The sequence below is a fragment of the Colwellia sp. genome, assembly GCF_013214175.1.
Lineage (GTDB): Bacteria > Pseudomonadota > Gammaproteobacteria > Enterobacterales > Alteromonadaceae > Colwellia.
The window spans coordinates 752,450-775,524 of the sequence record NZ_JABSPA010000002.1; the positions used below are offsets into that span (position 1 = coordinate 752,450).

Genomic DNA, 23,075 nt, shown 5'->3' on the forward strand with positions numbered 1-23,075 from the left:
ATTAATCAATGCCAGTCACATGACTGGCATTTTTATTTTAGCTTCTTCATCTTGAAGTAGAGTGGCTAACAACGGAAGAGAGTTATGAATGAAGTAGTACATGTTGCCGTGGGTGTTATCACCCGAAGCTGTAAGGAAGAAGGAACTCAGTATTTCTTAACTAAACGCTTAGCACAGGCTCATCAAGGTGGTAAATGGGAATTTCCTGGTGGTAAGGTGGAAAAAGACGAAACTGTCGCCCAAGCACTTGCTAGAGAGCTTCAAGAGGAAGTGGCAATTGATGTTTTATCCTGTCAGCCATTAATTAAGGTTGAGCATACCTATTTAGGTAAAAAGGGAAGTAAAGATGGCGGCGGAGCAGATAAAACCGTTTGTTTGGATGTGTTTGTCGTGGATAACTTTACTGGCGAGCCAAGTGCACAGGAAGGGCAAGGACAAGGCTGGTTTTCACTTGCAGAGTTACAGTCACTTGAATTTCCAGCTGCTAATAAAGTAATTATTAGCGAGCTTACCTCTTCAAATAGTTAACAAGCTCCAGTTCAATTGTCGATCTATTCAGGCTCGACAAAAAAATTATTGTTTTGTAAAAATTCATCTTCCATTGCATCGAGCATTTCTTCAGATATGGCTGAGTCAGCATGTATAGGTTGGCTAATTTTATTGCTTTCATCGGCCCACTCACCTAAATCAAGCAGCTTACATCGCTCACTACAGAAGGGTCTAAACTCACTACTTGCTTGCCATACAACAGCTTTTTGGCATTGAGGGCAAGGAACTTTTAAGGTCATGGTGTAATATCATTTTAAAAACTATAAGTAATGTTAATTATACACTAAAGCTTAATAGATTGAATCAACAGCACAGGACATAAAAAGTATTCGCTGTATCATTAGTGATACCAGTTTCATTAAGTTTGTGATCTTGTTGTGCATAGGGAAAATATATCAGGGCAAGGCGTTCGATTGAGCAATAGCTGGCTATTGGGATTGAGAGCAACGCTGATATGTCGTATTTTAACCAGCACAAGTGAGCAATAATTTAATGAAATTGGTATGAGAAGTTAGCAGCGGGCTAGTTGAAATTCTGTCGCTTGATTGGCGTATCTACGGCCTGTGTGTTGGCAGGGCAGCATAAAACGAATGGAGTAGCGGAACTTATTGCCACTAATGGTTGGATAATATTCAGCATCTTGCGCTAACTTTATCCGCAATAACAAAAGTCCTTCACCATTATCTTGATAAAAGCCACTATCAACTTCAATCGATTCAAATTCAGCGCGTTGGCGGATAAATTTCAGTATTAGGGCCAGAGCCGATGAAATATCACTCAATAACTTAAGCCATTGCTGAACTTCTAGTGTTGTTTTTGTTTCATCTTGGTGCAGCCAAAAATGTAATTGGGGTAAATCAAAACTAGAACTGCCACCCTGAATGGCAAAACGTTGCCTTAAGCAAGTGAGTAGTTTATCTTCTTTTAATTGCCACCAAGTGGGGCGAGGACTTCTGAGGTGGCTAACTAACTTAACCGTTTCGGCTAAATTTTTTTCTAGAGCACTGGTGTCTACATCTGGAGCTTTTGACCAAATAACTAAATTTTGCTCAAGCTTCTCTAAATCTTTAATTAAATCCCCGCGGATGTCATTTCGCTCTAAAGTATCGACAATTGCAAACAATGCATTGAAGAATACTTGGTGGCTGGTTGCTATAGTGAGCTTGTTACTAATACATGAGTAGGCCTGAGCGAAGAGTTGCTCAAGTTTTAGGTAATTTCGAATCCGCTCATTGAGCGGGTGTTCATATAAGACGGTAGACATACAAAGTTTTGTAACCAGTTAACCTGAGATTGAAATTAAAGCACGAATTATTTCATTGTTGATTTTTAAAGCATTGTTGTCAAGGCTAAATACTTTTTATCAAGCGATAACACCATTGCCTTGATCTCAGATAGTGAAGCTTTGTCGTTGTTAATTATATCATCAGCTACTGCAAGTCTTTCACTGCGGCTAGTCTGACTCGCTAAAATAGCCTTCACCTCTTTTAAGGAGCTGCTATCCCTATGCATGGTGCGTTCTAGCTGAGTCTCTTCAGTGACATCAATGACTAACACTCGGTTAACAAGGTGCAATAAATTATTTTCAATCAGTAAAGGCGCCACTAAAATACAATATGAGCTCTTTGCTGTTGCAGTTTTACTTATTAGCTGGGTTCGTATTAAAGGGTGCAATAGTTTATTCAACCAGAGTTTATCTGACTCATTGGCAAAGATCTTACTGCGCAATAGCCCTCGATTAAGTTGACCATCTGCTTGTATATAGTCATCACCAAAATTCTCTGCAATGGCTTTTAATGCGGGACTATCAATGGCAACAACTTCTCTGGCAATGATATCAGCATCGATAACCTCAATGCCTAATTCTTGAAAATAATGTGTAACAGTGGATTTACCACTGCCAATACCGCCGGTAAGGCCAATAACTAACTTAGACATAATAAAATAACTTAGACATGATGAAATTGCTCAGACAAAGAATATAAACTTATTAATTATACCAATCTCATTAAATTATTGCCCACTTGTGCTGGTTAAAATACTTCATGTCGGCGTTGCTCTCAATCCCAATAGGGAGTATTGCTCAATCGAGCACCTTGACCTGATTAATTTTTCCTATGCACAACAAGATCACAAACTTAATGAAAATGGTATTAGAGTAGCTTTTCTAAATACCATGACCAAATACCTTCACCCCATAATAAAGTGATCCAACCTGCTATCGCTAAATAAGGGCCAAAAGGGATACCTTGCTCTCTCTGATGGTTTCTAAATAACATTAAGGCAATGCCAACAATAGCGCCGACAACGGATGCCATTAAAATAAGTAGCGGCAATAATTGCCACCCTAGCCAAGCACCAAAAACAGCGAATAATTTAAAGTCGCCAAAACCCATGCCCTCTTTACCGGTTAGTAACTTAAAAAACCAAAAGAGAGAGAATAGGCTCATATAGCCCACTGCGGCGCCAATAACAGCATCGGTTAACGGGGCGAATGTACCATTGATATTTATCAGTAAACCGAACCATAGTAGCGGCAGGGTTATCTGATCAGGCAATAACATATGATCAAAATCTATCATGGTTAATGTTATTAAGCCCCAGGTAAGAATCAAAGCAAAAAATGTTTCAGCCGTAGCGCCAAAGTGATAAGCAACAATAAGGCTTAGCAGCATTGTTGATAGTTCAACTAAGGGGTAGCGAGCAGAAATTTTATTGGCGCACTGACTACATTTCCCTTTTAATAATAACCAACTCAAGACAGGAATATTTTCATAGAATCGAATTTTATGATTACAGCAGGGACAGCTAGAATCAGGTTTAGATAAGGTCATAGCAGTAAGTTTTTTAGCTTTTACATTAGTAACTTCATCAGCTAAAAATTCTCGGCAATCATGGTACCAAGTATATTCCATCATTTTTGGAGTACGATAAATCACCACATTGAGAAAGCTGCCAATGGTCAATGAAATTAAGCCAACACTGAAATAAAACAAAGTGGCAGATTGCTGCAATGACATAATTAAATGATTTAAGAAAGAAAAGCTATTATCTAACAAATGGGTTACCTACATCTAAATTTAAGAAGTTTTAATTGAAGTTTATGGGAAAGTCGAGAGGCAGCAGTAATGGAGCCTTACTAGATCAGACTCTATTACTTTTGATTGTATTTATACAATCGCACCAATTTGAAATATGGGTAAATACATAGCAATGATCAAGCCACCAATAACTACACCTAAAACAGCCATAATTAATGGTTCTAATAACGCAGTTAAACCATCAACAGCATCATCAACTTGCTGCTCATAGACATTAGCCACCTTGGATAACATGTCGTCAACAGCACCTGACTCTTCACCAATAGCTACCATTTGAATAACCATATCAGGAAATATTTTACAGTTACGCATGGCTAAATTCATCTGCATACCCGAAGAAACCTCTGTTCTAACTTCAAGAATGGCATCCCTAAATACTGCATTACCGGAAGCTCCAGCAGCAGAAGCTAAGGCGTCAATTAATGGCACTCCGGCAGCAAAAGTGGTTGATAAGGTGCGAGCATAACGAGCAACTGCCGCTTTCTCTAATAAATTCCCAATAACTGGAAGTTTTAATATGTTTTTATCAACAGTGTCCCTTAGTTTTAGGCTATTCCTATGGGCGCGTTTAAATAAAAAGCTAAAAGTAAATATTCCGGCAAGTCCTAAATACCAATAAGACTGCATAAAGTCGGATATTCCAATGACAAATAAAGTGAAAGCAGGTAACTCAGCACCAAAACTGGAAAAAACCTCTTGGAAAACAGGGACAACAAAGATTAATAAAATAGAGGTTACAACAAAAGCAATGATACAAACCGCAATAGGGTAAGTCATCGCTTTTTTAATTTTGCTCTTCAATGCTTCGGCTTTTTCTTTATAGGTGGCAATACGGCCATAGATAGTCTCTAATGAACCTGATTGTTCACCAGATGCCACTAGATCACAATAAAGATCATCGAAATAAAGCGGGTGATCACGCAAACAGTCCGATAATGGAATACCTGAGGACAATTTTGACTCTACATCAGCGAGTAATTTACGCATTTTGCCATTATCATGGCCCTTACCAATCATTTGGATAGTTTGCACTAGCGGCACACCTGCGCCTAACATGGTGGCAATTTGACGGGTAATAACGGCAATATCGCCTGGAGTTATAGCCTTATCGCCACCACCCAGACCAAATAAAGGTTTAGCCTTTTTCTTGACTCTACTAGGTGTTATTCCCTGCTTACGAAGTTGCGCTTTTAATTCGATAATACTATTAGCTGGCAATTCACCGTTGATTTTTTTGCCTTTTCGGTTAACGCCGTGCCAAATAAAAATTTCTTGCTCTTTGACTTTATTTAGCTTCTTAGCCGATTTTTTTGTAGTTGTAATAGCCATAGTTAACCTTATCCATGAATTTATTTACTTCTAGTTTTAGATGACGTGAGTAAAGTTTTTATTAATCGTAACTTATTTACTTAAGAGTAAGTAATTTAACAACGTTCTATCTTATGCGGTAGTCACGCGGTTAATTTCTTCTAAACTAGTCATGCCGCTCATTGCTTTTATCAAGCCAGATTGACGTAAATTGTTATAGCCTTCTTTTTGACATTGAGTGGCAATGTCAAGAGAGTTACCGCCTTCCATAATAATAGAAGCTATGGTTGGACTAATCTTTATTACTTCATAAATACCTACTCGCCCCTTGTATCCGCCAGTACAGTGGCTGCAGCCTACCGGTTTAAATAGTGTTATTTCTGAGAGTTTATCAGCAGGAAAGCCTTGCTCAGCTAATTGCATCTCAGATAGCTGCTCTTCTTCTTTACACTGTGGACATAACCGTCTTGCCAAGCGCTGGGCAATAATTATAGACACAGAACTGGCAACGTTATATGAAGGCACGCCCATATTTAATAAGCGAGTTAAGGTTTCCGCGGCTGAGTTGGTATGAAGTGTCGATAATACTAAATGGCCAGTTTGTGCTGCTTTAATGGCAATTTCAGCAGTCTCAAGATCACGAATTTCGCCGACCATAACAATATCGGGATCTTGTCGTAAAAATGACCGCAAGGCACTGGGGAAGGTTAAACCGGCACGGTTATTAATTTGTACTTGGTTAATTCCCTCAAGGTTAATTTCCACCGGATCTTCAGCGGTGGAAATATTCCTTTCTTCCGTATTGAGGATATTTAAACCGGTATACAAGGACACTGTTTTACCTGAGCCCGTTGGTCCAGTAACTAAAATCATACCTTGGGGTTGTTCTAAGGCATCCATGTATATTTTCTTTTGTTCAGGATCATAGCCCAACATATCAATGCCAAGCATGGCACTGGAGGAGTCTAATATCCGCATTACCACCTTCTCACCCCACATGGTGGGAAGGGTACTGACACGAAAATCTATGGATTTTTTCTTTGACAGTGCTAACTTAATGCGACCATCTTGTGGTACTCGGCGCTCAGCGATATCTAATTTCGACATGACTTTTAAGCGGGCAGCCATTCTCGAGGCTAGGGCCACCGGCGGTTTAGCTATTTCAGACAATATGCCATCAATACGGAAACGGATGCGGAAGGATTTCTCATAGGGTTCAAAATGTAAATCGGAGGCGCCTTTTTTAATAGCATCAAGTAAAATTTTATTGATAAATACTACAATGGGGGCATCATCTTCCCTGTTAGCATTGTCTTCTTCTTTCTTGGCTTCTTCGACATCTATGCCCGCTAATTCTTCGGAGTCAATATCACTGATATCTAGGGCATCACTTTCATCTTCGAGAACTTTTTCAATGCAAGCTTGTAAGCTTGTCTCTTCACATAACACCAGCTCGGTGCTGTAACCAGTATTAAATTGAATTTCTTCAAGTGCATCTAAGTTCGTGGGATCTGACATAGCAACAAAAAGCACTTTACCACGTAAATATAGTGGTAGCGCATTATGTTTTATTATCAGTTTTTCGTTTCGTATTCCATCAGGAACAAGAGTAGTATCAAAGTTATTCAGTTTAATTTGTGGATAGCCAAAGCTTTTAGACAGTACTTTGGCAATACTTTTACCATCTATATTTTTATTTTCGATTAGAAAACGAATAAAGGGTTTGTTTTTTCCGACGAATTCCGCGGTAATGTCATCAATTGATTCTAGAGGAATAAGGTTCTGCTTGGACAGTGCCGATAAAACACTAGATTGCTGATGACTTCCTTTCATAACGTTTAGAGATAACCTTTTGGAAATATTAAAATTGTGCTTAATAGAATCAGTGTAACTTATAAAAGTATAAAAGAACAAAGGGATTTATACTTAGAAGCTGAATATAGTTAACTAAATGGCTGACACAAAAATTTCAGGAGGAAATGTGTTTTGTTATTACAATTTGACTAATACAATCTAGCAAGTTATTAAAAGTATTAATTATGTTTTTTAGAGTGTTAAAGCTATGTTAATCATATGGATGACGTTTCTTAACCGGAAAGTATAGCTATAGATAAGGGAAAAAATAAACGAGAATAAACAGAGTTTTCTATAGTCTTTCAATAAGAAAGCTCCCGAAGGAGCTTTAGCATGAATAACTGATTAACAAGCTATTTAATTTTTATCGTTGGATTATATAGAAGTACAATCAACCCAACCAGAGGCACAAACATCAGTACCACCAGCTGACGTAATAGTCCATGTAACCAATGTATCAGTTGGTACAGGGGTATTTATCACTGTTTCATCCGTACCATCACCGTCAATATCGCCTAAAGTAATTGCAATAACGCCATCTGTAACACCAGTAACAATACCTGTGGCAGCAGGTATTCTATTACCTCCAGCGTCACAGCCGGCAGCAACGCCGCCATTAGTTTGAATACATAAAGATACAGCTAATTTATATGCCCCTGCTTCTGTTATTGTCGATTGAGCCGTGGCATTTCTAGTATATTCACGGTACTGCGGTATTGCTACTGCCGCCAAAATACCGATAATCGCTACAACGATCATTAATTCAATTAGAGTAAAACCTTTTTGTGTACTTTTTTTCATTTGTTGTAAGTTTTTCATAATTATATTTCCATCTGTTTTTTACGGGGGCTAACTTCATACTGCGACAAATTTTATTAAATGTAAAACTTTGTTGCGACTTTTTTTTATTTTTATTACTGGTTAACCATCAATCGATTATTTTGTAACCCATTATTAACTAAAGGTTAACTTTTGCCCGAGGATTTTTACTCTATTACCTAAATAACGCTAAGGGCTATCAGCTTCAATATAAATGGATCAAAGTTGTGATCAATTTAAAATGAGTTTTCTTAAAATGATGACTCCCTTATAGGTAATAGCAGTAATAAATCTCAATGTACTAAGCTCGGTTATTACTAACAATAAGCTAAGTGACCTTTGACATATTGAAAGATACAGTAATAAAGTTATTCAGGCTATTACAGGCTATTACAAACACAAGCTATTTAGCCTTACACTTACGTTTCTTTGACGATATTTACTTAATTTGAACCTCATTCAATGACACAAACAAGTAAACCTCTTCATAGTAGAAGACATTATTTAAAAAACAATGGCAAATATAGGTGATCTTTGCTATTTATTTCTGTATAATCCGCGCTCCCTGCGTTACAAATGCCTATTGTTTTGTGGTTTCTTGTTAAGTCCCCTATAAACAGTGGCGCTGGACTCGATGCTCGAAGGGGCAGTGGCGTAGTCCATTTAACGGACAATATAAGCTTATTGGCTTTTATTGTTATTTAAGTAACATTTATAAGATTGGGTTTTTTAATGAAAACTTTTGTAGCTAAACCAGCAAGCGTACAACGCGAATGGTTCTTAGTGGACGCCGAAGATAAAACTTTAGGTCGTATCGCTACCGAAATTGCAAGCCGTTTACGCGGTAAGCATAAAGTAGAATATACTCCTCACGTAGATACTGGCGATTATATCGTTGTTATCAATGCTGAGAAAGTACGTGTAACAGGTAACAAAGCGAAAGGTAAAATTTACTACTCGCATACTGAGTTCCCTGGTGGTCTTAAGCAAATTAGCTTTGAAAAGCTAATTGAAAAAGCACCAACGCGCGTTCTTGAATTTGCTGTTAAAGGCATGTTACCTAAAGGTCCTTTAGGTCGTGAAATGTTCCGCAAATTAAAAGTATATGCAGGCCCAGAGCATGCACATACTGCACAACAACCACAACTTTTGGAGCTTTAAGCAATGGCTGATAATCAATATTACGGTACTGGTCGTCGCAAGAGCTCAACTGCTCGTGTGTTTATGAAAGCTGGTAACGGTGTAATCACAATTAATAAACGTGATATCGCGGAATACTTTCCACGTGAAACGGCTGTTATGGTTGTTCGTCAACCATTAGAGTTAGTTGAAATGGTAGAAAAGTTTGACTTTAACATCACTGTAACTGGTGGTGGTATTTCTGGTCAAGCTGGCGCGATTCGTCACGGTATTACTCGTGCATTAATGGTATTCGATGAAACTTTACGTGGTTCTCTACGTGCTGCTGGATTCGTTACTCGTGATGCGCGTAAAGTTGAACGTAAGAAAGTTGGTCTTCATAAAGCACGTAAGAAGCCACAATTCTCAAAACGTTAATTTTCGTTATGCTCAACATTTATGCTGCGTTGTTATCATTATTCGTCCCAGTCATTTAGTTTATCTAAATTCAGGGACTCTTAATTCAACGCCTTGCCTAAAGGCTGATCATTTAGAAAATAGCAGCCAGATATGCAATATGTATATATGGCTGCAAAAAACCGACCTTGTGTCGGTTTTTTTATGCCTGAAATATGAGTACGCTGTGTTGTTACTATTATTCGTCCTAATCATTTAGTTAATCTACTTTTAGCTAAAATAAGTAGGGACTCTTAATTCAACGCCTTGTCTAATTGCCGAACATTTAGAAAATATGAGCCATATACACAGCGTGTATATGGCTTCAAAAAACCGACCTAGTGTCGGTTTTTTTATATCTATCATTTCCTTTCATTTAAGTATCAAGTTTCATTTCTTCTAGTATAAATAAGCTTTATTTATTCTATTTCAAAGTATTTCAAATTATTTCTGCTTTTACAGTACCTAAGCCCCTTTTTACCTTGTAAAAAACGCGCTATTTCTTTATGATCGTAAAAATTTTTTTGTCGATATACCACTTGGTATAAATTTGAGCTAATAAAAACAGCAGTCCCACATATGGCGTATAATCTATATTACGCTTCGTTTGGTATAAAAATAACTGTTTTGTTAGAGTCTTAGTTGGAGAGTATAAATGAGCAATGTGCCTGTGAATAACGGCCGCAGACGCTTCCTAACTGCAGCTACCGCTGTTGTTGGTGGTGTTGGTGTGGTCGGAGCAGCTGTGCCTTTTATTGCTTCCTGGAACCCAAGTGCTCGCGCGAAAGCTGCGGGTGCTCCAGTTGAAGTTAATGTAGGTAAAATACAGCCTGGTCAATTAATCCGTGCAGAATGGCGAGGTAAACCCGTTTACGTCGTCCGTAGAACGGAAAAGACAGTTAGTGATTTAGCTAAGCATGATGACCAGTTGCGAGATCCCAATTCAGAAAAGGCGCAACAGCCTAGTTATGCAACCAACGCTTATCGCTCAATTAAACCTGAGTTTTTAGTTGCCTTAGGTGTTTGTACTCATTTAGGTTGTGCTCCAACTCACCATGGCGGTGATTTTGAGGAATTCGTTGAAGGCGTTCCAAACGGTTTCTTCTGTCCATGTCACGGTAGTAAATTTGATATGGCTGGCCGAGTTTTTCAAGGCGTTCCTGCACCATTAAACTTAGTGGTTCCCGAGCACTCATTTATTAGTGATGACACCCTATTAATTGGTGTTGGCCCAGATGCAAATAAGGGAGACGCATAATGTTAATGAAGTTATTTACCGATTTCATGGGCTGGATAGATAAACGTTTACCAGTGACTGATGCTTGGAACAAACATTTAGCACAATACCCAGCACCAAAGAACTTTAACTTTTGGTACTTTTTTGGCTCTTTAGCCATGTTAGTACTAGTTAACCAAATCCTTACTGGTATTTGGTTAACAATGAACTATGAACCATCTGGCGACGGCGCGTTTGCCTCAATTGAATACATAATGCGTGATGTCGACTTCGGTTGGTTATTACGTTATATGCATTCTACCGGTGCTTCAGCATTCTTCGTAGTAGTTTATATGCATATGATGCGCGGCCTAATGTATGGTTCGTATCAAAAGCCACGTGAATTACTATGGATCTTCGGTATGTTGATCTTCTTAGTATTAATGGCTGAAGCTTTCATGGGTTACTTATTACCATGGGGCAATATGTCATATTGGGGCGCGCAAGTAATTATTTCCTTGTTTGGCGCTGTGCCAATCATAGGTGATGACTTAACACTGTGGATACGTGGTGATTACGTCATATCGGGTGCTACTTTAAACCGCTTCTTTGCTTTACATGTTATTGCTATGCCGTTAGTGCTAGTTATTTTGGTATTTTTACATATTCTTGCCTTGCATGAAGTGGGTTCAAATAACCCTGAAGGTATTGACATTAAGAAGCCTAAAGGCAGTGTTAAACCAGAAGAATTAAGTAAGTTTACTTTCCACAAGCAATACAGTGCTAACTATGACATTGTTGATGCAGTACCTTTCCACCCGTATTACACAGTTAAAGATATTATGGGTGTTGTTGGTTTCTTATTCTTATTCTGTTGGGTAATGTTCTTTGCGCCAGAGGGTGGTGGTTACTTTATGGAAGCACCAAACTTCACGCCAGCAAATGGCTTGAAAACACCTGAGCATATTGCACCAGTGTGGTACTTTGGTCCTTTCTACACTATTTTACGTGTTATTCCTGATAAGTTATTAGGTGCGGTTGGTATGTTCTCCGCTATTATAGTGTTGTTCTTATTACCTTGGTTTGATCGCGGTACGGTTAAGTCTGTGCGTTATCGCTCGAAGTGGCACTTAATCAACTTAATTCAATTTGCGATTTGTTTTGTAGTGCTTGGTGCTTTAGGTACTATGCCTGCTACACCTGTTGCTAATATGATCGGTGTAATTGCTAGTTTTGGTTACTTTGGTTTCTTCGTTGCTTTATGGTTTTACAGTAAAAATGAAAATACTAAACCAATGCCTGAGAGGATTGCTGACTAATGAAAAAATTAATTATCGCCGTTACTTTCGGCATGCTTTGCAGTGTAACGGCACTTGTGCCGTTCTCCGCGATTGCTTCTGGACCAAGTGTTCATTTAGATAAAGCAAATAACGATTTAACTGATAAAGAGTCTTTGAAAAAAGGCTTTAAAACTTATATCAACTATTGCTTAGGTTGTCATCAGCTACAGTACCAACGTTACGGTCGTACTTTTGACGATTTAGGTATTGAAGAAGCGGACGGTATTGCTAATTATATGTACTCAGGTGACAAAGTTGGTGGTCATATTCTAAATAGCATGCCGAAAAAAGAAGCGGAAAAATGGTTTGGTAGCGCGCCACCTGATTTAACTTTGGAAGCACGTTTACGTAGTCCTGATTGGATCTATACTTATTTACGTTCATTCCATATTGATGAAGCACGTCCATTTGGCGTAAATAACACTGTTTTTAAAGATGTTGGTATGCCGCACGTATTGCAAGACTTGCAAGGTGTTAGCACTATTGACGAACATGGTGAGCTATCTCCAGCAATGGGTGGTACTTTAACTGTTGAAGAGTATGATGTAGTTGTTCGTGATTTAACTAACTTTTTAGAATATGTTGGTGAGCCAAATAAGCTTGAGCGTAAAGCGATTGGTTATTGGGTATTAGCTTTCTTGTTCTTCTTCTTTATTCTTACTTATTTCCTTAAGAAAGAATATTGGAAAGACGTACATTAAGTTATTGATGTAAAATATTTCAGGGGAATTTGATGGTAAAATATCAAATTCCCCTTTGTTAGTTTTTAATGTAAATGATTTTAGGAGGCTCTATGGCCGTAGCAGCAAATAAACGCTCTGTGATGACGTTGTTCTCTCATGCCGATGATATGTATAGTCATCAGACGCGCATTGTTTTAGCAGAAAAAGGTGTTGGTGTTGACATCAACTTAGTTGATTTAGCTAATTTGCCAGAAGACTTATTGGACTTAAATCCATATGGTACAGTGCCAACTTTAATTGACCGTGAATTAGCGCTTTACGAAGCTAAAATCATTGTTGAGTATTTAGATGAACGTTTTCCTCATCCACCATTAATGCCAGTTTACCCGGTATCACGTGGTCGTAGCCGCTTAATGATGCACCGTATCGAGCAAGATTGGTATAGCCTTACAAAAATCATTATGTCTGGCACTGCAACAGAAGCAGCGAAAGCCCGTAAAGAGTTAACAGAAAGCTTACTAAGCATTGCGCCAATTTTAAATGAAGCGCCATACTTTATGAGTGAAGAATATAGCTTGGTTGATTGTTATATCGCACCACTATTATGGCGTTTGCCTGTATTTGGTATTGAATTATCTGGTCAAGGTTCAAAAGAACTTAAAACTTATATGTTACGTTTGTTTGAACGTGAATCATTCCAAGCTTCATTGACCGAAACTGAGCGTGAATTACGCTTTGGTCATCCTGCCTAATGGATGACGCAACACCTAGCTCAATGAGCTCTAATAAGCCTTATTTAGTTAAGGCTTTCTATGAGTGGATTTCAGACAATGATCTAACGCCATACATCATGGTAGACGTCAATGTTTACGGTGTGCTAGTACCGATGAGTTATGTTGCTGATGGGCAGATTGTACTAAACATTGCTAGTTCAGCAGTTGGTACTATTGCCTTGGGTGATAAAACTATTGAGTTTAGTGCCCGTTTTGGCGGTATATTAGAGCACATTACCGTACCTTATGGTGCTATAGGTGCAATATACGCTAAAGAAAACGGTGCGGGAACTTCATTACCTATCGAACATCCTGTTGAGGATGAAGATGAGATAATTGAGCAAGTACCTGAAAAACCAAAATCTACTTTAATGAGTGTTGCTTCAACGGGTAGTGAGACAGGAAAATCGAACAAGCCGAAAGGTAAAAGCAAAGCTAGCTTGAAAATTATTAAATAGCTTTAACTGTTCGCTATAAAGCCAAATAAAAGCCTGTAAATATCGTTGATACTTACAGGATTTTTTTGCTTTGAAATAAAGTTATCAGCTAGATGCTAATATACTCAAAAGCCTTATATACACGGCTGACACCGCTAATGTTACGGGTTATCTCCACCACAATGTCTGCTTCTTCTTTAGTAACTAATCCCAAAAGAAAGACTTCAGCATTTTCAGTTACTACTTTTACATCTTTAGCATTTACTCCGCTGTTGGTAAGTAGAGCCGATTTAACTTTAGAGGTTAGCCAAATGTCATTACTTTTTGTGGTTACCGATATAGTAGAGCCAATGCGTATTTGATTGTGAATAGTGACTATATCCGCTACATCTTGTATTGTTTTAATGGCAAGATCTCGAAGATAAGTATTAGGTGCTTGACCAATAACTAAGACGGTACCATTCATACTAATCACGTGTAAGTTAGTATTTTTTGTTAAAGCCTTTTGTTTGGCTAGTTCATTATGGGCAGTAAACTCAATACTTTGATCATCTATTTGTTTACTAAAACTGCGTCTGTCGGCGACCATAGTTGCGCCTGCAGTTACTGCTACCACAGTGGCAACTGCGCAACCTTGTAGAGCAGATATTAGCATTAATAGGGCAGCAATCTGCGTAGCTTTGCCTTTAACAAATACCGATGAGTACGTTGGTGGCTTAGGCATTTACAGGTCACCTTGAGGGAACAAGGTAGTATCAATGATTTCACATAAACTATGGATAACAACTAAATGCACTTCTTGAATTCTTGAAGTTCTCGCCGAAGGTACACGTATTTCAACATCGTTTTCACCTAATAAACCCGCAATATCACCACCATCACCGCCAGTAAGGGCAATGATAGGAATATCACGCGATACTGCACTCTCAATAGCTTTTACGACATTGCGGGAGTTACCGCTGGTAGAGATAGCTAATAATACGTCGCCATTAAGACCTAGCGCTCGAATTTGCTTAGAGAATACTTCATCATATTGATAGTCATTGGCGATAGAGGTGATGGTAGAAATATCACTATTAAGAGATATTGCCGGTAGGCTAGGGCGCTCTGTTTCATACTTATTGAGTAATTGCGCACAAAAATGCTGTGCATGCCCAGCTGAGCCACCATTACCACAAGAAATGATTTTATTACCACTTAATAGGCATTGCACCATCATCATCCCTGCATGTTCAATAGATGGGGCTAATAGCTCGCTAGCAGCAATTTGTGTTTGTATGCTTTCTTTAAAGTTATTTTTAATCTGTTCTAGCATTGAAGCCTGGCTCCGCGACGTTATTGTTAATTGGTATGTTGGAAATTAATGTCTATAGTTAATAAGGTTAAAAAGCATTTTTTAACCAGGTTACTTGTGGATGACTGATATCACCTTCGAGCGCCACAACATCAACACGACAAGGAGTATTATATTCATTTAAACCAACTTGATGCAGATAAAATGTTACGCAATGTTTAATTTTTTTCTGCTTACTGGCAGGAATAGCGGCAATAGCACCGCCAAAGGCCTTATTTTTACGGTATTTTACTTCAATAAACACATAAGTATCACCATCAAGCATAATCAGATCGATCTCCCCTTGACGGCTGTGGTAGTTTTTTTCAATAAGGCTTAAGCCTTGTTTAATTAAAAAACGCTCAGCAAACTGCTCAGTAACTTTACCTTTATCGGTACCAGTACCAGTGTCGTTTAGAGCCGGAGTAGGTTTATTCCATAGCAATAGATACTACCTTGTTTTTCTTATAAGTGCCCCAGAGTAGACTGCGCGTTAAAATACTATTTTCATTGAGTTTTAAAGTACCAGTTTGTCCCCAATGTTGCAGGTAAGGAGCCTGCTGCATTAAAGGGATTTTACTGATAAGTTGATAACTGTCATAACCCATAGCGAAAAGGCGCGATAAGCCACCACTGCGCTTTGGCCATAGCTCTTGGCTCAGTGCTGCTAACTCGCTATTTTGCTCACTGGTTAATAACCAAGGGATTTCGGTAAACGTTAATCCGCGTAGATCGCTGTTACTGCTGTAATCACTGTGGGTACTATGGCTGCGTGAACTAGCAAAAACAGGTATTACTTGAGCAAATGGACTGATATTAACTTCAATATAAGGCTTCACTAGTCGTGTTTGTTCAGGGGTGCCTACAAGATAGATCATATCAATATCACGGCGATTTCTTGCTTGTGCTTTTATACTTTGATTAAGGCGACTTTTAAGCTTAGCAATGCGAGTTTTACTCTTATCTACCGATAAACTGGCTTTAATATTCGCTTGCATTTGCGCGCCGGTATCGTAATAAACAACTTCTATAATGTTACCAGTAATACGCTGCCATTGTTTTACAAAAGCTTGAGCTATACGTTTACTGACAATGTTTTTTTGACTTAATACAATAGGATGTTGATAGTATTGACGGCTTAATGTTGCGGCCGCTTGCTTAGCTTCATCTTCTGGACGCATAGACAACACAGTATGCCGATCAGTTAGTGAGGTATTTGTTGGGATATTTAGTAACAAAGTCGATATGGCTCTGGAATTAGACGCAGGCTGCAGATAACTCTCTATAGCCGACGGGCTATCAATGGCACTAATATAGTCAACTGGCTGTTCGAGGCCACTACTTACTGTGTTCAAAACCTCATGGTCACTGTTAGGGTTAAGGTCAAACAAGCCAGAGTTAGCATTCAGCATATAGTCATTTTGTGACTGTGCTTGGGAGCTGGTATGAGTGATGTATTTATCGACATTAGATTTTAGCAATGGGCCAATGACATAATCAACTTTTAAGGTCGACAACTCATTACTTAAGCCATACCAGTTAACGGTATTACTATCTAAAAAGTGTAGTTTTTTAGTCTCATTATTAGCAAAACTAGCCATAATACCTTGTTGGATAGCTAAGCCAGCAGAGCTCTGATTTCCCGTTAGGGGCAGTATAACTGCTATATTTTCGATACTTTTTTCTATGATACTTCGCTCGGCAAGTTGCTTGGCAATGATGTTAGCAGGGTGAAGTTTGAATTTTCTTTGCCACATAGAGAGGTGATACTGCATTTGCTCTTGCTTGCCACCATATTTATTAGCTAAAGCAATTAAGCCCAACCAGCCTTTACTTTCCGGCGCTTTATCTAAAGCGAGTAAGCTAAGTTGCCATTGAGATAAATTTTGAAAGTTATGCCAAATGTTTTCAATTTGTTGCTGACTTTGTGAAGAGCTATCAGTCAAAGAAAAAGCGTGTAATTGGGCATTCAATGCCGAGATTACTTGCTGCTGCTCTTGCAGGGCACTACTCAATAATCGGTAGTATGTCGCAGAGAGTGTAATTTCATTGTCAGCACTGAACTGCTCAAGTTGTTTTAGTTGCACCTGACTTTCAGGGTAATAGCCAAGGTGCTGCAAACTACTGGTTTTAATTAACACCAATTGCACACGCTCTTGAATATAGTTAGCTACTGCTTCATCTACTAAAGGCAAGGTTTTATCGGCAAGCCAGAGCGCTTTAAGGTGGTTTTTTTGTTGAAAAAATAACTTAGTCGCTGTAATTAACTCAGGCACTGCTTCATCACTGGATAAAGTTTCTGCCAGGGCTAAATGTTGCTCTGCCGATAACGTACTAGACTCTATGACTATTTCTTCAATTTCAGTAACTGCAGTAGTGTCCGTGGGAGGTACAGGTGTTTGTTTAGTGCTACAACTTGCTAATAAAGTAAGCAATAACGCCGGTAAGATTCGAGTTTTAATTTTTTGAAAAGACATTGAAAAAATATTTAATCCTGTTGGCTTTATTCTTACAAGTAGGGACACTGTTTTTACCACAATAAATAAATCCGTGCATATTGCTGTCGGTATGGGGTTATAATAAACGCCAACGAAGTTAGTCACAACTAAATACCCCAAATATAACTATCAAATCGAGTGAAATAAGTACATGAGTGAAATAACCCTAACCCCAGGCACCCTTTATATTGTTGCAACCCCTATTGGGAATTTAGGTGATATCAGCCAAAGAGCTATTGATATACTAACGCAAGTGGATGTTATTGCTTGTGAAGATACTCGTCATACCGGCAAGTTACTTTCGGCTTTTTCAATAAAAAACAAAACTATGTCACTGCATGACCATAATGAGCGTCAGCGCCAAGATCAAGTGGCTAATATGTTAAAAGAAGGCAAGACAATTGCTTTGGTTTCAGATGCGGGCACACCACTAATCAGTGATCCTGGCTTTCATATTGTCCGTCATTGTCGGAGCCTGGGTTTAAATGTCTCGCCTATTCCTGGAGCCTGTGCCGCGATTGCTGCTTTATCAGTTGCGGGTTTACCTACCGATAGATTTAGTTTTGAAGGTTTTCTGCCTTCTAAATCAGGCGCTAGGCAAGCGACATTAACGGCTTTGGTTGATGAGCCTCGTACTATGGTTTTTTATGATGCGCCGCGCCGTGCCATTGATACAGTACGTGACATCGTCACCACCTTAGGTGGCGAGCGTTATATTGTTATTGCGAGAGAACTGACTAAAACCTTTGAAACCATTCACAGTGATACCGCTGAAAACTTTTTGGCATGGCTTGAGCAAGATGCTAATCAACTAAAGGGTGAAATGGTACTGATTATCGAAGGCTATAAAGCCGTTGAAAATGAAATTTCAGCAGAGGTGATTAATACTTTAAAGCTATTACTTGCTGAGATGAAGCCGAAAAAAGCATGTGCTATTACTGCTGAAATTTATGGTGTTAAGAAAAATGCACTATATGAAGTTGCCTTATCTTTAAAAGATTAGTCGAGCGATGACTTTGCGCGCTACTTTTGAATAGCCAAAAAATTAATTTTTTTGGCGCTCGTTTATTATGAAAAATTAAAACCAGCTGCCGCCATTTCTAAACAGCGTATCTAGACTATCTCCAGCATTGGTTAGCGAGTAATGAATAAAACTGAGATAGGCTTCAAGTTGATAAAATCATCACCATTGGCATAACTGCCCCAAGCATGATTTTTTGGATTTCAAGCAATATGATTAGGGTCATTTAAATAAGTTTGGGTATTTAAATAATTAATATCATTTTAATTAACCCCTTTTCGTTTCTCCTGCGTTTATAACAATAACCAAAGGAGAATAATGATGACCAAGATTATTAAAATTGCATTATGTGCAAGTGTGTTATTACTAGCGGCATGTGCACAAGAAGCTAAAGTTGACAGCAAAAATCAGCAAAATGAAGAAGACATTGTCATAGCGCAAACCGTTGAGAATGAGGCTGTTGAAAAAATCAACAGTGCGGTTGAACCACAAAAAACACCTGCGACAAGTTACCCTGCTGTTCCCTTAGCCCAAAAGCGGCGAGTTGAAAATAGCGTAAGAAAAACAGGCCCAGCAATGCAGCAAGGTATTATGGCTGTGAGCCGTGATATAAGAGCGCCGAGCAACTTTTATTCTCATTACCCGCCAATTGCACCGATATCATTAGATCGTGAAAAATATCCACAAATAATTGAAAACAGTGTCAAATCGGTAAGTGAAAAACCGGTGTCTACCTTTTCAATTGATGTTGATACAGCTTCTTATGCCAATATTCGTCGATTACTAAATCAGGGCAATTTACCCCAACATGACGCGATTCGTGTTGAAGAATTAGTGAATTATTTTTCTTATAACTACCCCAAAGCAAACATTAAAACTAAGCAACCGTTCTCTGTTTATACTGAGGTTGCGCCAAGCCCATTCAATCGCGATAAACATTTAATTCATATAGGAATTCAAGGTAAAACTGTTGATAAAGCCAAACGACCAGCAGCAAACTTGGTTTTTCTTATTGATGTTTCCGGCTCGATGAATAACGTTAATAAGCTAGGATTATTAAAAAACTCTTTAAAAATGCTTGTTAAACAACTTGATGAGCGTGATAGCGTTGCAATTGTTGTTTACGCCGGAAGTGCCGGTACAGTACTTGAGCCTACCGCTGGCGATAACCGTCATGCAATCACTAGTGCACTCGCTAATTTATCTGCTGGTGGTTCAACTAATGGTGGTGCGGGTATTCAAGCTGCTTATAGGTTGGCAGAGCAAGCATTTGTTAAAAAGGGCATCAACCGCGTTATATTGGCAACAGATGGTGACTTTAATGTTGGTACAGTTAATCAACAAGCACTAAAAAATCTCATCGAACAAAAACGGGCATCAGGAATTTCTTTAAGTGTTTTAGGTTTTGGTGCGGGAAATTATAACGATGCTTTAATGCAGGAACTTGCCCAAAATGGTAACGGTAATGCCTATTATATTGATACGCTAAATGAAGCACGTAAAGTGCTGGTTGAGGAGTTGACGGCAACGTTAATGACTATTGCTAAAGATGTAAAAATTCAACTAGAGTTTAATCCAAACCTTATTAGTGAATATCGTTTGATTGGTTATGAAACAAGAGCATTAAAGCGCGAAGACTTTAATAATGATAAAGTTGATGCGGGTGATATAGGTGCTGGTCATACGGTAACCGCGCTTTATGAAGTCAGTTTTGTTGATGCCAAAAATAAATTGATTGATGATTTACGTTATCAAGAGCTTAGTCAGCAGGCAAAGAACTCAAACCGTGAGAGCAATAAAAGCGATGAACTTGCCTTCTTGCGTTTACGTTATAAGTTGCCTGACCAAGAACACAGTCAATTAATTGAGACGCCGATTTTACTTGGTTCAATGAAAGCTAGTTTGTCTGTTAGCAGCAACAACTTTAGGTTTTCAGCGGCAGTCGCTGGTTTTGGGCAAATATTACGTGGCGGTAAAAATCTTACCACTATGACATTAAACGACGTTATAAAGTTGGCTGAAGTAGCCAAAGGTGATGATAAATATGGTTATAGGGCTGAATTTATTAACATGGTGAAACTCAGTGATGCCTTAACGTTTAATGACTTGGCTGTTCAATCAGATATAGTTTTAGCAGCCACTCAATTTGACACTAATTACTAAGGCCTACAGTACTAATGCCCAATTTACTAAAACCCAAGTTATTAAGGAAAGACGCTAATTTTAGATGAACTGAGCCAAGATGAAGCGGATGAAACACTTATGCTTAGCTATGCCACTGGTAATGCTTCAGCGTTTGATCTGCTTTACCATCGCCATAAACTGGTTGTTTTTCGTTTTTTTGTTCGGCAAAATTTGACACATACTGTGGCTGAAGAGCTGGCTCACGATACTTGGCTAAAAATTATTAATGCGCGTCAAAGCTATGTAGTCACGGCAAAATTCACCACTTATTTATTTACGATTGCTAGAAGGTTAGCAATTGATTATCAGCAAAAGAAAAGCCACATATGTGAAGTGACAACAGCAGATGACGAAGTATATTCACAAGAATCAATGCAATCTAACGCAGATGATGAACAGGCTGAACCAGATAAACAAGCGTTAAGCATTGCCTTAAAACAGCAAATATCATTATTACCCTTTGAACAGCGAGAGGTGTTTTTGCTTAAACAAGAAGCCGGATTTAGTATTGATGATATTGCTAAAATTACTCAGCAGAACAAAGAAAAGGTTAAAAGCCGATGGCGTTATGCTTTAAAAAAAATGCGTAAGGGGTTAAGTTTTTATGTCAACTGAACATGATAAAAACAAAGTCACCATCGATGATGAACAGTTCATTGCTGCGCTTTATGCTGAGCTAGAAACGGAACTAGAAAGCGCACAGAAAAATACACAGCAAAATGAACTAACCACTAATCCTACTGATAAGCTGTTCACTGAACAACCGAGCGCTTCACTCGAACAACGCATTTTAGCAGCAGCGCATAAAGCTGTTGATTCAAAACCAAAAATAATTGATTTAAATGGAGAAAAACCATCAAAAAATCAAAAGTCACGCGCTTGGCATGTTCCGCTTAGCCTAGCCGCGTCAACGGTATTAGTGGTGTCCTTGGTTGTTAATCAAGGAGAAGAGTCTGTGCTGCCAAATCGCGATGTTATGTTAGCGCCAAGAACTGTTCAAGCTGAACAGGCACTAAGCACTAAAAGAATAGGCATTGCTGAAAAAAATGTTATGGCGCAAGGACAAAGTCGAGATTTTGCCAAGCAAAGCAGGCATCAAGCTAAGAAAAATGCTAGCACACTGATTGAAGAATCTGTTCATGCTCTAGCTCAAGTATCAGCTCAACCACCCGTTAAAGCGGCAAGGAAACAGGATCATAAAGTCGCGGTTGAGATGCCTGCTCTGCCAGATTTTAAAGCACCACCGAGTAGAATTTCGTCAGATGAACAGCTGCGAAGAAGAGCCAGCGAAGAAATGGCAACGTTGAAAGAAAAATCATCGTTCAGCAAGCTCGAAGGCTCAATCCCTATGCTATTGCTGTCATTGCAGCAATATCAATTATTTAAAAAGCAAAACAAGCAATGGTTTTTACGTAACGAGAGTGAGCAATACTATGTAATTGATGTTTTCGATAGTGAACATAAAGCTACTCAATATAAGCTATTAAAAAAACATTTTAATATTAATGTTTTAACTCGAAATACAGCGGGTGACCATGTGAGTAGTTTGGCAAATGACATCGAACATAAACATTCCTTTGAACAGATAGAAGTACTCGATTAAAAATAATTTCGTCAACTTATAGGCGCAACAAAAATATTAGGGTAGAATGCGCCCCGAGTTGACCAGACAATCGCTGGCTAGTTTGCGTAAGTATTTCTAGCGGGAGGAAAGTCCGGGCTCCAATGAGCAGGGTGCCAGGTAATGCCTGGGCGGCGTGAGCCGACGACAAGTGCAGCAGAGAGAAGACCGCCGATGGCTTCCTTTCGAGGATTCACAGGTAAGGCTGAAAGGGTGCGGTAAGAGCGCACCGGATTGCTGGTAACAGTAATTGCAGGGTAAACTCCACCTGGAGCAAGACCAAATAGGGTTTCATGATTATTTAGGCGTAAGCTTTAATAATATAAGCGTGGCTCGCGTGGAAACCGGGTAGGTTGCTTGAGCCTTAGAGCGATTTAAGGCCTAGACGAATGATTGTCACTCTTCTTCGGAAGAGATACAAAACCCGGCTTATGTGGTCAACTCACTTATTCTAAGATAGCCCCGGTAAAACGGGGCTTCTGCAATTGATTTTGTTGGTGCTAACTTTGAAACATAAGATGGTACATAAATAAAATATCCCCATTAGAAATAATACCTATTAATTTTCGCTATAGAGTTGCCGCTAAGGCTCAAGCCTTTACTAATGTAATTTAAATAAAATACTCTCTTCATACTAGCTGCTACTTTACTATCGCTATAACTTGTCATAATTGGCTTTGCGGTATAGTTAACCTTTCCAACAAAACTATGAGTTGTTATTATCTAGTTAATGGTTGTCTTTTTTCAATGGTAAAATTTATGA

General features: G+C 38.7%; 23 protein-coding genes and 1 other RNA gene. 13 read left to right on the forward strand and 11 right to left on the reverse strand.

Annotation, left to right across the window (positions count from 1 at the left end):
* Positions 1 to 84: 84 nt before the first annotated feature.
* Entirely contained in the window at positions 85 to 528 is a 444-nt protein-coding gene (mutT, locus tag HRT55_RS06240; protein ID WP_291619727.1) for an 8-oxo-dGTP diphosphatase MutT, read from the forward strand.
* Between the two features lie 23 nt (positions 529 to 551).
* On the opposite strand, the gene yacG is transcribed toward mutT, so the two are convergent.
* From yacG to HRT55_RS20945, 7 genes are all read right to left on the reverse strand, one after another.
* Entirely contained in the window at positions 552 to 788 is a 237-nt protein-coding gene (gene yacG / locus HRT55_RS06245) for a DNA gyrase inhibitor YacG (RefSeq protein ID WP_291619728.1), read from the reverse strand.
* Positions 789 to 1,060: 272 nt separating this feature from the next.
* The gene (zapD, locus tag HRT55_RS06250) at positions 1,061 to 1,813 is read right to left on the reverse strand and encodes a cell division protein ZapD (RefSeq protein WP_291619729.1); all 753 of its coding nucleotides are present in this window, start codon (positions 1,811 to 1,813) and stop codon (positions 1,061 to 1,063) included.
* A 65-nt stretch (positions 1,814 to 1,878) separates the two neighbouring features.
* The gene (gene coaE / locus HRT55_RS06255; RefSeq protein ID WP_291619730.1) at positions 1,879 to 2,487 is read right to left on the reverse strand and encodes a dephospho-CoA kinase; all 609 of its coding nucleotides are present in this window, start codon (positions 2,485 to 2,487) and stop codon (positions 1,879 to 1,881) included.
* A gap of 215 nt (positions 2,488 to 2,702) precedes the next feature.
* Positions 2,703 to 3,569, reverse strand: coding sequence for an A24 family peptidase (locus HRT55_RS06260; RefSeq protein WP_291620439.1), 867 nt, complete (start codon positions 3,567 to 3,569; stop codon positions 2,703 to 2,705).
* Between the two features lie 150 nt (positions 3,570 to 3,719).
* Positions 3,720 to 4,979, reverse strand: coding sequence for a type II secretion system F family protein (locus HRT55_RS06265; protein WP_291619731.1), 1,260 nt, complete (start codon positions 4,977 to 4,979; stop codon positions 3,720 to 3,722).
* Positions 4,980 to 5,090: 111 nt separating this feature from the next.
* Entirely contained in the window at positions 5,091 to 6,791 is a 1,701-nt protein-coding gene (gene pilB / locus HRT55_RS06270; RefSeq protein WP_291619732.1) for a type IV-A pilus assembly ATPase PilB, read from the reverse strand.
* A gap of 396 nt (positions 6,792 to 7,187) precedes the next feature.
* Positions 7,188 to 7,613, reverse strand: coding sequence for a prepilin-type N-terminal cleavage/methylation domain-containing protein (locus HRT55_RS20945; protein ID WP_367241201.1), 426 nt, complete (start codon positions 7,611 to 7,613; stop codon positions 7,188 to 7,190).
* A gap of 750 nt (positions 7,614 to 8,363) precedes the next feature.
* On the opposite strand from HRT55_RS20945, the gene rplM reads away from it, so the two are divergent.
* From rplM to HRT55_RS06310, 7 genes are all read left to right on the forward strand, one after another.
* On the forward strand, positions 8,364 to 8,792 hold the full coding sequence (gene rplM, locus HRT55_RS06280; RefSeq protein ID WP_019027184.1) for a 50S ribosomal protein L13: 429 nt from the start codon (positions 8,364 to 8,366) through the stop codon (positions 8,790 to 8,792).
* Positions 8,793 to 8,795: 3 nt separating this feature from the next.
* Positions 8,796 to 9,188 carry a 30S ribosomal protein S9 gene (gene rpsI / locus HRT55_RS06285; RefSeq protein WP_291617123.1) on the forward strand — a complete coding sequence of 131 codons (393 nt, stop codon included), beginning with the start codon at positions 8,796 to 8,798 and terminating at the stop codon, positions 9,186 to 9,188.
* A gap of 673 nt (positions 9,189 to 9,861) precedes the next feature.
* Positions 9,862 to 10,464 (forward strand): ubiquinol-cytochrome c reductase iron-sulfur subunit, encoded by a 603-nt coding sequence (petA, locus tag HRT55_RS06290; RefSeq protein ID WP_291619733.1) that lies wholly within the window; start codon positions 9,862 to 9,864, stop codon positions 10,462 to 10,464.
* Positions 10,464 to 11,741, forward strand: a complete 1,278-nt coding sequence (locus HRT55_RS06295) for a cytochrome bc complex cytochrome b subunit (protein ID WP_291619734.1) — start codon at positions 10,464 to 10,466, stop codon at positions 11,739 to 11,741. Before petA ends, HRT55_RS06295 begins: the two co-directional genes overlap by 1 nt.
* A complete protein-coding gene (locus tag HRT55_RS06300; protein WP_291619735.1) occupies positions 11,741 to 12,463 on the forward strand; it encodes a cytochrome c1 in 723 nt (240 codons plus the stop codon). The genes HRT55_RS06295 and HRT55_RS06300 overlap by 1 nt, the downstream gene beginning before the upstream one ends.
* 92 nt (positions 12,464 to 12,555) lie before the next feature.
* Positions 12,556 to 13,197: a stringent starvation protein SspA gene (sspA, locus tag HRT55_RS06305; RefSeq protein ID WP_291616817.1), complete on the forward strand. Its 642-nt coding sequence runs from the start codon at positions 12,556 to 12,558 to the stop codon at positions 13,195 to 13,197.
* Positions 13,197 to 13,676, forward strand: coding sequence for a ClpXP protease specificity-enhancing factor (locus tag HRT55_RS06310; protein WP_291619736.1), 480 nt, complete (start codon positions 13,197 to 13,199; stop codon positions 13,674 to 13,676). The genes sspA and HRT55_RS06310 overlap by 1 nt, the downstream gene beginning before the upstream one ends.
* Before the next feature lie 88 nt (positions 13,677 to 13,764).
* Here HRT55_RS06310 and HRT55_RS06315 read toward each other — a convergent pair whose 3' ends face one another.
* The 4 genes from HRT55_RS06315 to HRT55_RS06330 all read right to left on the reverse strand — a co-directional run bounded on the left by HRT55_RS06315 (position 13,765) and on the right by HRT55_RS06330 (position 17,465).
* The gene (locus HRT55_RS06315) at positions 13,765 to 14,379 is read right to left on the reverse strand and encodes a BON domain-containing protein (protein ID WP_291619737.1); all 615 of its coding nucleotides are present in this window, start codon (positions 14,377 to 14,379) and stop codon (positions 13,765 to 13,767) included.
* Entirely contained in the window at positions 14,380 to 14,970 is a 591-nt protein-coding gene (locus HRT55_RS06320; protein ID WP_291616811.1) for a phosphoheptose isomerase, read from the reverse strand.
* A 67-nt stretch (positions 14,971 to 15,037) separates the two neighbouring features.
* Complete coding sequence (locus tag HRT55_RS06325; RefSeq protein WP_291619738.1) at positions 15,038 to 15,433, reverse strand: YraN family protein; 396 nt, start codon at positions 15,431 to 15,433, stop codon at positions 15,038 to 15,040.
* Entirely contained in the window at positions 15,420 to 17,465 is a 2,046-nt protein-coding gene (locus HRT55_RS06330; RefSeq protein ID WP_291619740.1) for a penicillin-binding protein activator, read from the reverse strand. The genes HRT55_RS06325 and HRT55_RS06330 overlap by 14 nt, the downstream gene beginning before the upstream one ends.
* A 172-nt stretch (positions 17,466 to 17,637) precedes the next feature.
* Here HRT55_RS06330 and rsmI point away from each other — a divergent pair, with 172 nt between their 5' ends.
* The 5 genes from rsmI (at position 17,638) to rnpB (ending at position 22,761) form a co-directional block, all read left to right on the forward strand.
* A complete protein-coding gene (rsmI, locus tag HRT55_RS06335) occupies positions 17,638 to 18,489 on the forward strand; it encodes a 16S rRNA (cytidine(1402)-2'-O)-methyltransferase (RefSeq protein WP_291619742.1) in 852 nt (283 codons plus the stop codon).
* 336 nt (positions 18,490 to 18,825) lie between these two features.
* The gene (locus HRT55_RS06340; RefSeq protein ID WP_291619744.1) at positions 18,826 to 20,670 is read left to right on the forward strand and encodes a VWA domain-containing protein; all 1,845 of its coding nucleotides are present in this window, start codon (positions 18,826 to 18,828) and stop codon (positions 20,668 to 20,670) included.
* Positions 20,671 to 20,769: 99 nt separating this feature from the next.
* Complete coding sequence (locus HRT55_RS06345) at positions 20,770 to 21,306, forward strand: sigma-70 family RNA polymerase sigma factor (RefSeq protein ID WP_291619746.1); 537 nt, start codon at positions 20,770 to 20,772, stop codon at positions 21,304 to 21,306.
* Positions 21,296 to 22,294 carry a hypothetical protein gene (locus tag HRT55_RS06350; RefSeq protein WP_291619747.1) on the forward strand — a complete coding sequence of 333 codons (999 nt, stop codon included), beginning with the start codon at positions 21,296 to 21,298 and terminating at the stop codon, positions 22,292 to 22,294. The genes HRT55_RS06345 and HRT55_RS06350 overlap by 11 nt, the downstream gene beginning before the upstream one ends.
* Positions 22,295 to 22,348: 54 nt before the next feature.
* Positions 22,349 to 22,761, forward strand: an RNA gene (rnpB, locus tag HRT55_RS06355) — RNase P RNA component class A.
* The last annotated feature ends 314 nt before the right edge of the window (positions 22,762 to 23,075 follow it).

Bases quoted from the DNA above. Each gene is read 5' to 3' on its own strand.
- HRT55_RS06260 (WP_291620439.1), bottom strand. From the start codon at position 3,569: ATGTCATTGCAGCAATCTGCCACTTTGTTTTATTTCAGTGTTGGCTTA.
- HRT55_RS20945 (WP_367241201.1), bottom strand. From the start codon at position 7,613: ATGAAAAAAAGTACACAAAAAGGTTTTACTCTAATTGAATTAATGATC.
- HRT55_RS06300 (WP_291619735.1), top strand. From the start codon at position 11,741: ATGAAAAAATTAATTATCGCCGTTACTTTCGGCATGCTTTGCAGTGTA.
- HRT55_RS06350 (WP_291619747.1), top strand. From the start codon at position 21,296: ATGTCAACTGAACATGATAAAAACAAAGTCACCATCGATGATGAACAG.
- HRT55_RS06295 (WP_291619734.1), top strand. From the start codon at position 10,464: ATGTTAATGAAGTTATTTACCGATTTCATGGGCTGGATAGATAAACGT.
- pilB (WP_291619732.1), bottom strand. From the start codon at position 6,791: ATGAAAGGAAGTCATCAGCAATCTAGTGTTTTATCGGCACTGTCCAAG.
- coaE (WP_291619730.1), bottom strand. From the start codon at position 2,487: ATGTCTAAGTTAGTTATTGGCCTTACCGGCGGTATTGGCAGTGGTAAA.
- yacG (WP_291619728.1), bottom strand. From the start codon at position 788: ATGACCTTAAAAGTTCCTTGCCCTCAATGCCAAAAAGCTGTTGTATGG.
- mutT (WP_291619727.1), top strand. From the start codon at position 85: ATGAATGAAGTAGTACATGTTGCCGTGGGTGTTATCACCCGAAGCTGT.
- HRT55_RS06315 (WP_291619737.1), bottom strand. From the start codon at position 14,379: ATGCCTAAGCCACCAACGTACTCATCGGTATTTGTTAAAGGCAAAGCT.
- HRT55_RS06265 (WP_291619731.1), bottom strand. From the start codon at position 4,979: ATGGCTATTACAACTACAAAAAAATCGGCTAAGAAGCTAAATAAAGTC.
- zapD (WP_291619729.1), bottom strand. From the start codon at position 1,813: ATGTCTACCGTCTTATATGAACACCCGCTCAATGAGCGGATTCGAAAT.
- rplM (WP_019027184.1), top strand. From the start codon at position 8,364: ATGAAAACTTTTGTAGCTAAACCAGCAAGCGTACAACGCGAATGGTTC.
- sspA (WP_291616817.1), top strand. From the start codon at position 12,556: ATGGCCGTAGCAGCAAATAAACGCTCTGTGATGACGTTGTTCTCTCAT.
- HRT55_RS06340 (WP_291619744.1), top strand. From the start codon at position 18,826: ATGATGACCAAGATTATTAAAATTGCATTATGTGCAAGTGTGTTATTA.
- HRT55_RS06320 (WP_291616811.1), bottom strand. From the start codon at position 14,970: ATGCTAGAACAGATTAAAAATAACTTTAAAGAAAGCATACAAACACAA.
- HRT55_RS06345 (WP_291619746.1), top strand. From the start codon at position 20,770: ATGCTTAGCTATGCCACTGGTAATGCTTCAGCGTTTGATCTGCTTTAC.
- rpsI (WP_291617123.1), top strand. From the start codon at position 8,796: ATGGCTGATAATCAATATTACGGTACTGGTCGTCGCAAGAGCTCAACT.
- rsmI (WP_291619742.1), top strand. From the start codon at position 17,638: ATGAGTGAAATAACCCTAACCCCAGGCACCCTTTATATTGTTGCAACC.
- petA (WP_291619733.1), top strand. From the start codon at position 9,862: ATGAGCAATGTGCCTGTGAATAACGGCCGCAGACGCTTCCTAACTGCA.
- HRT55_RS06310 (WP_291619736.1), top strand. From the start codon at position 13,197: ATGGATGACGCAACACCTAGCTCAATGAGCTCTAATAAGCCTTATTTA.
- HRT55_RS06330 (WP_291619740.1), bottom strand. From the start codon at position 17,465: ATGTCTTTTCAAAAAATTAAAACTCGAATCTTACCGGCGTTATTGCTT.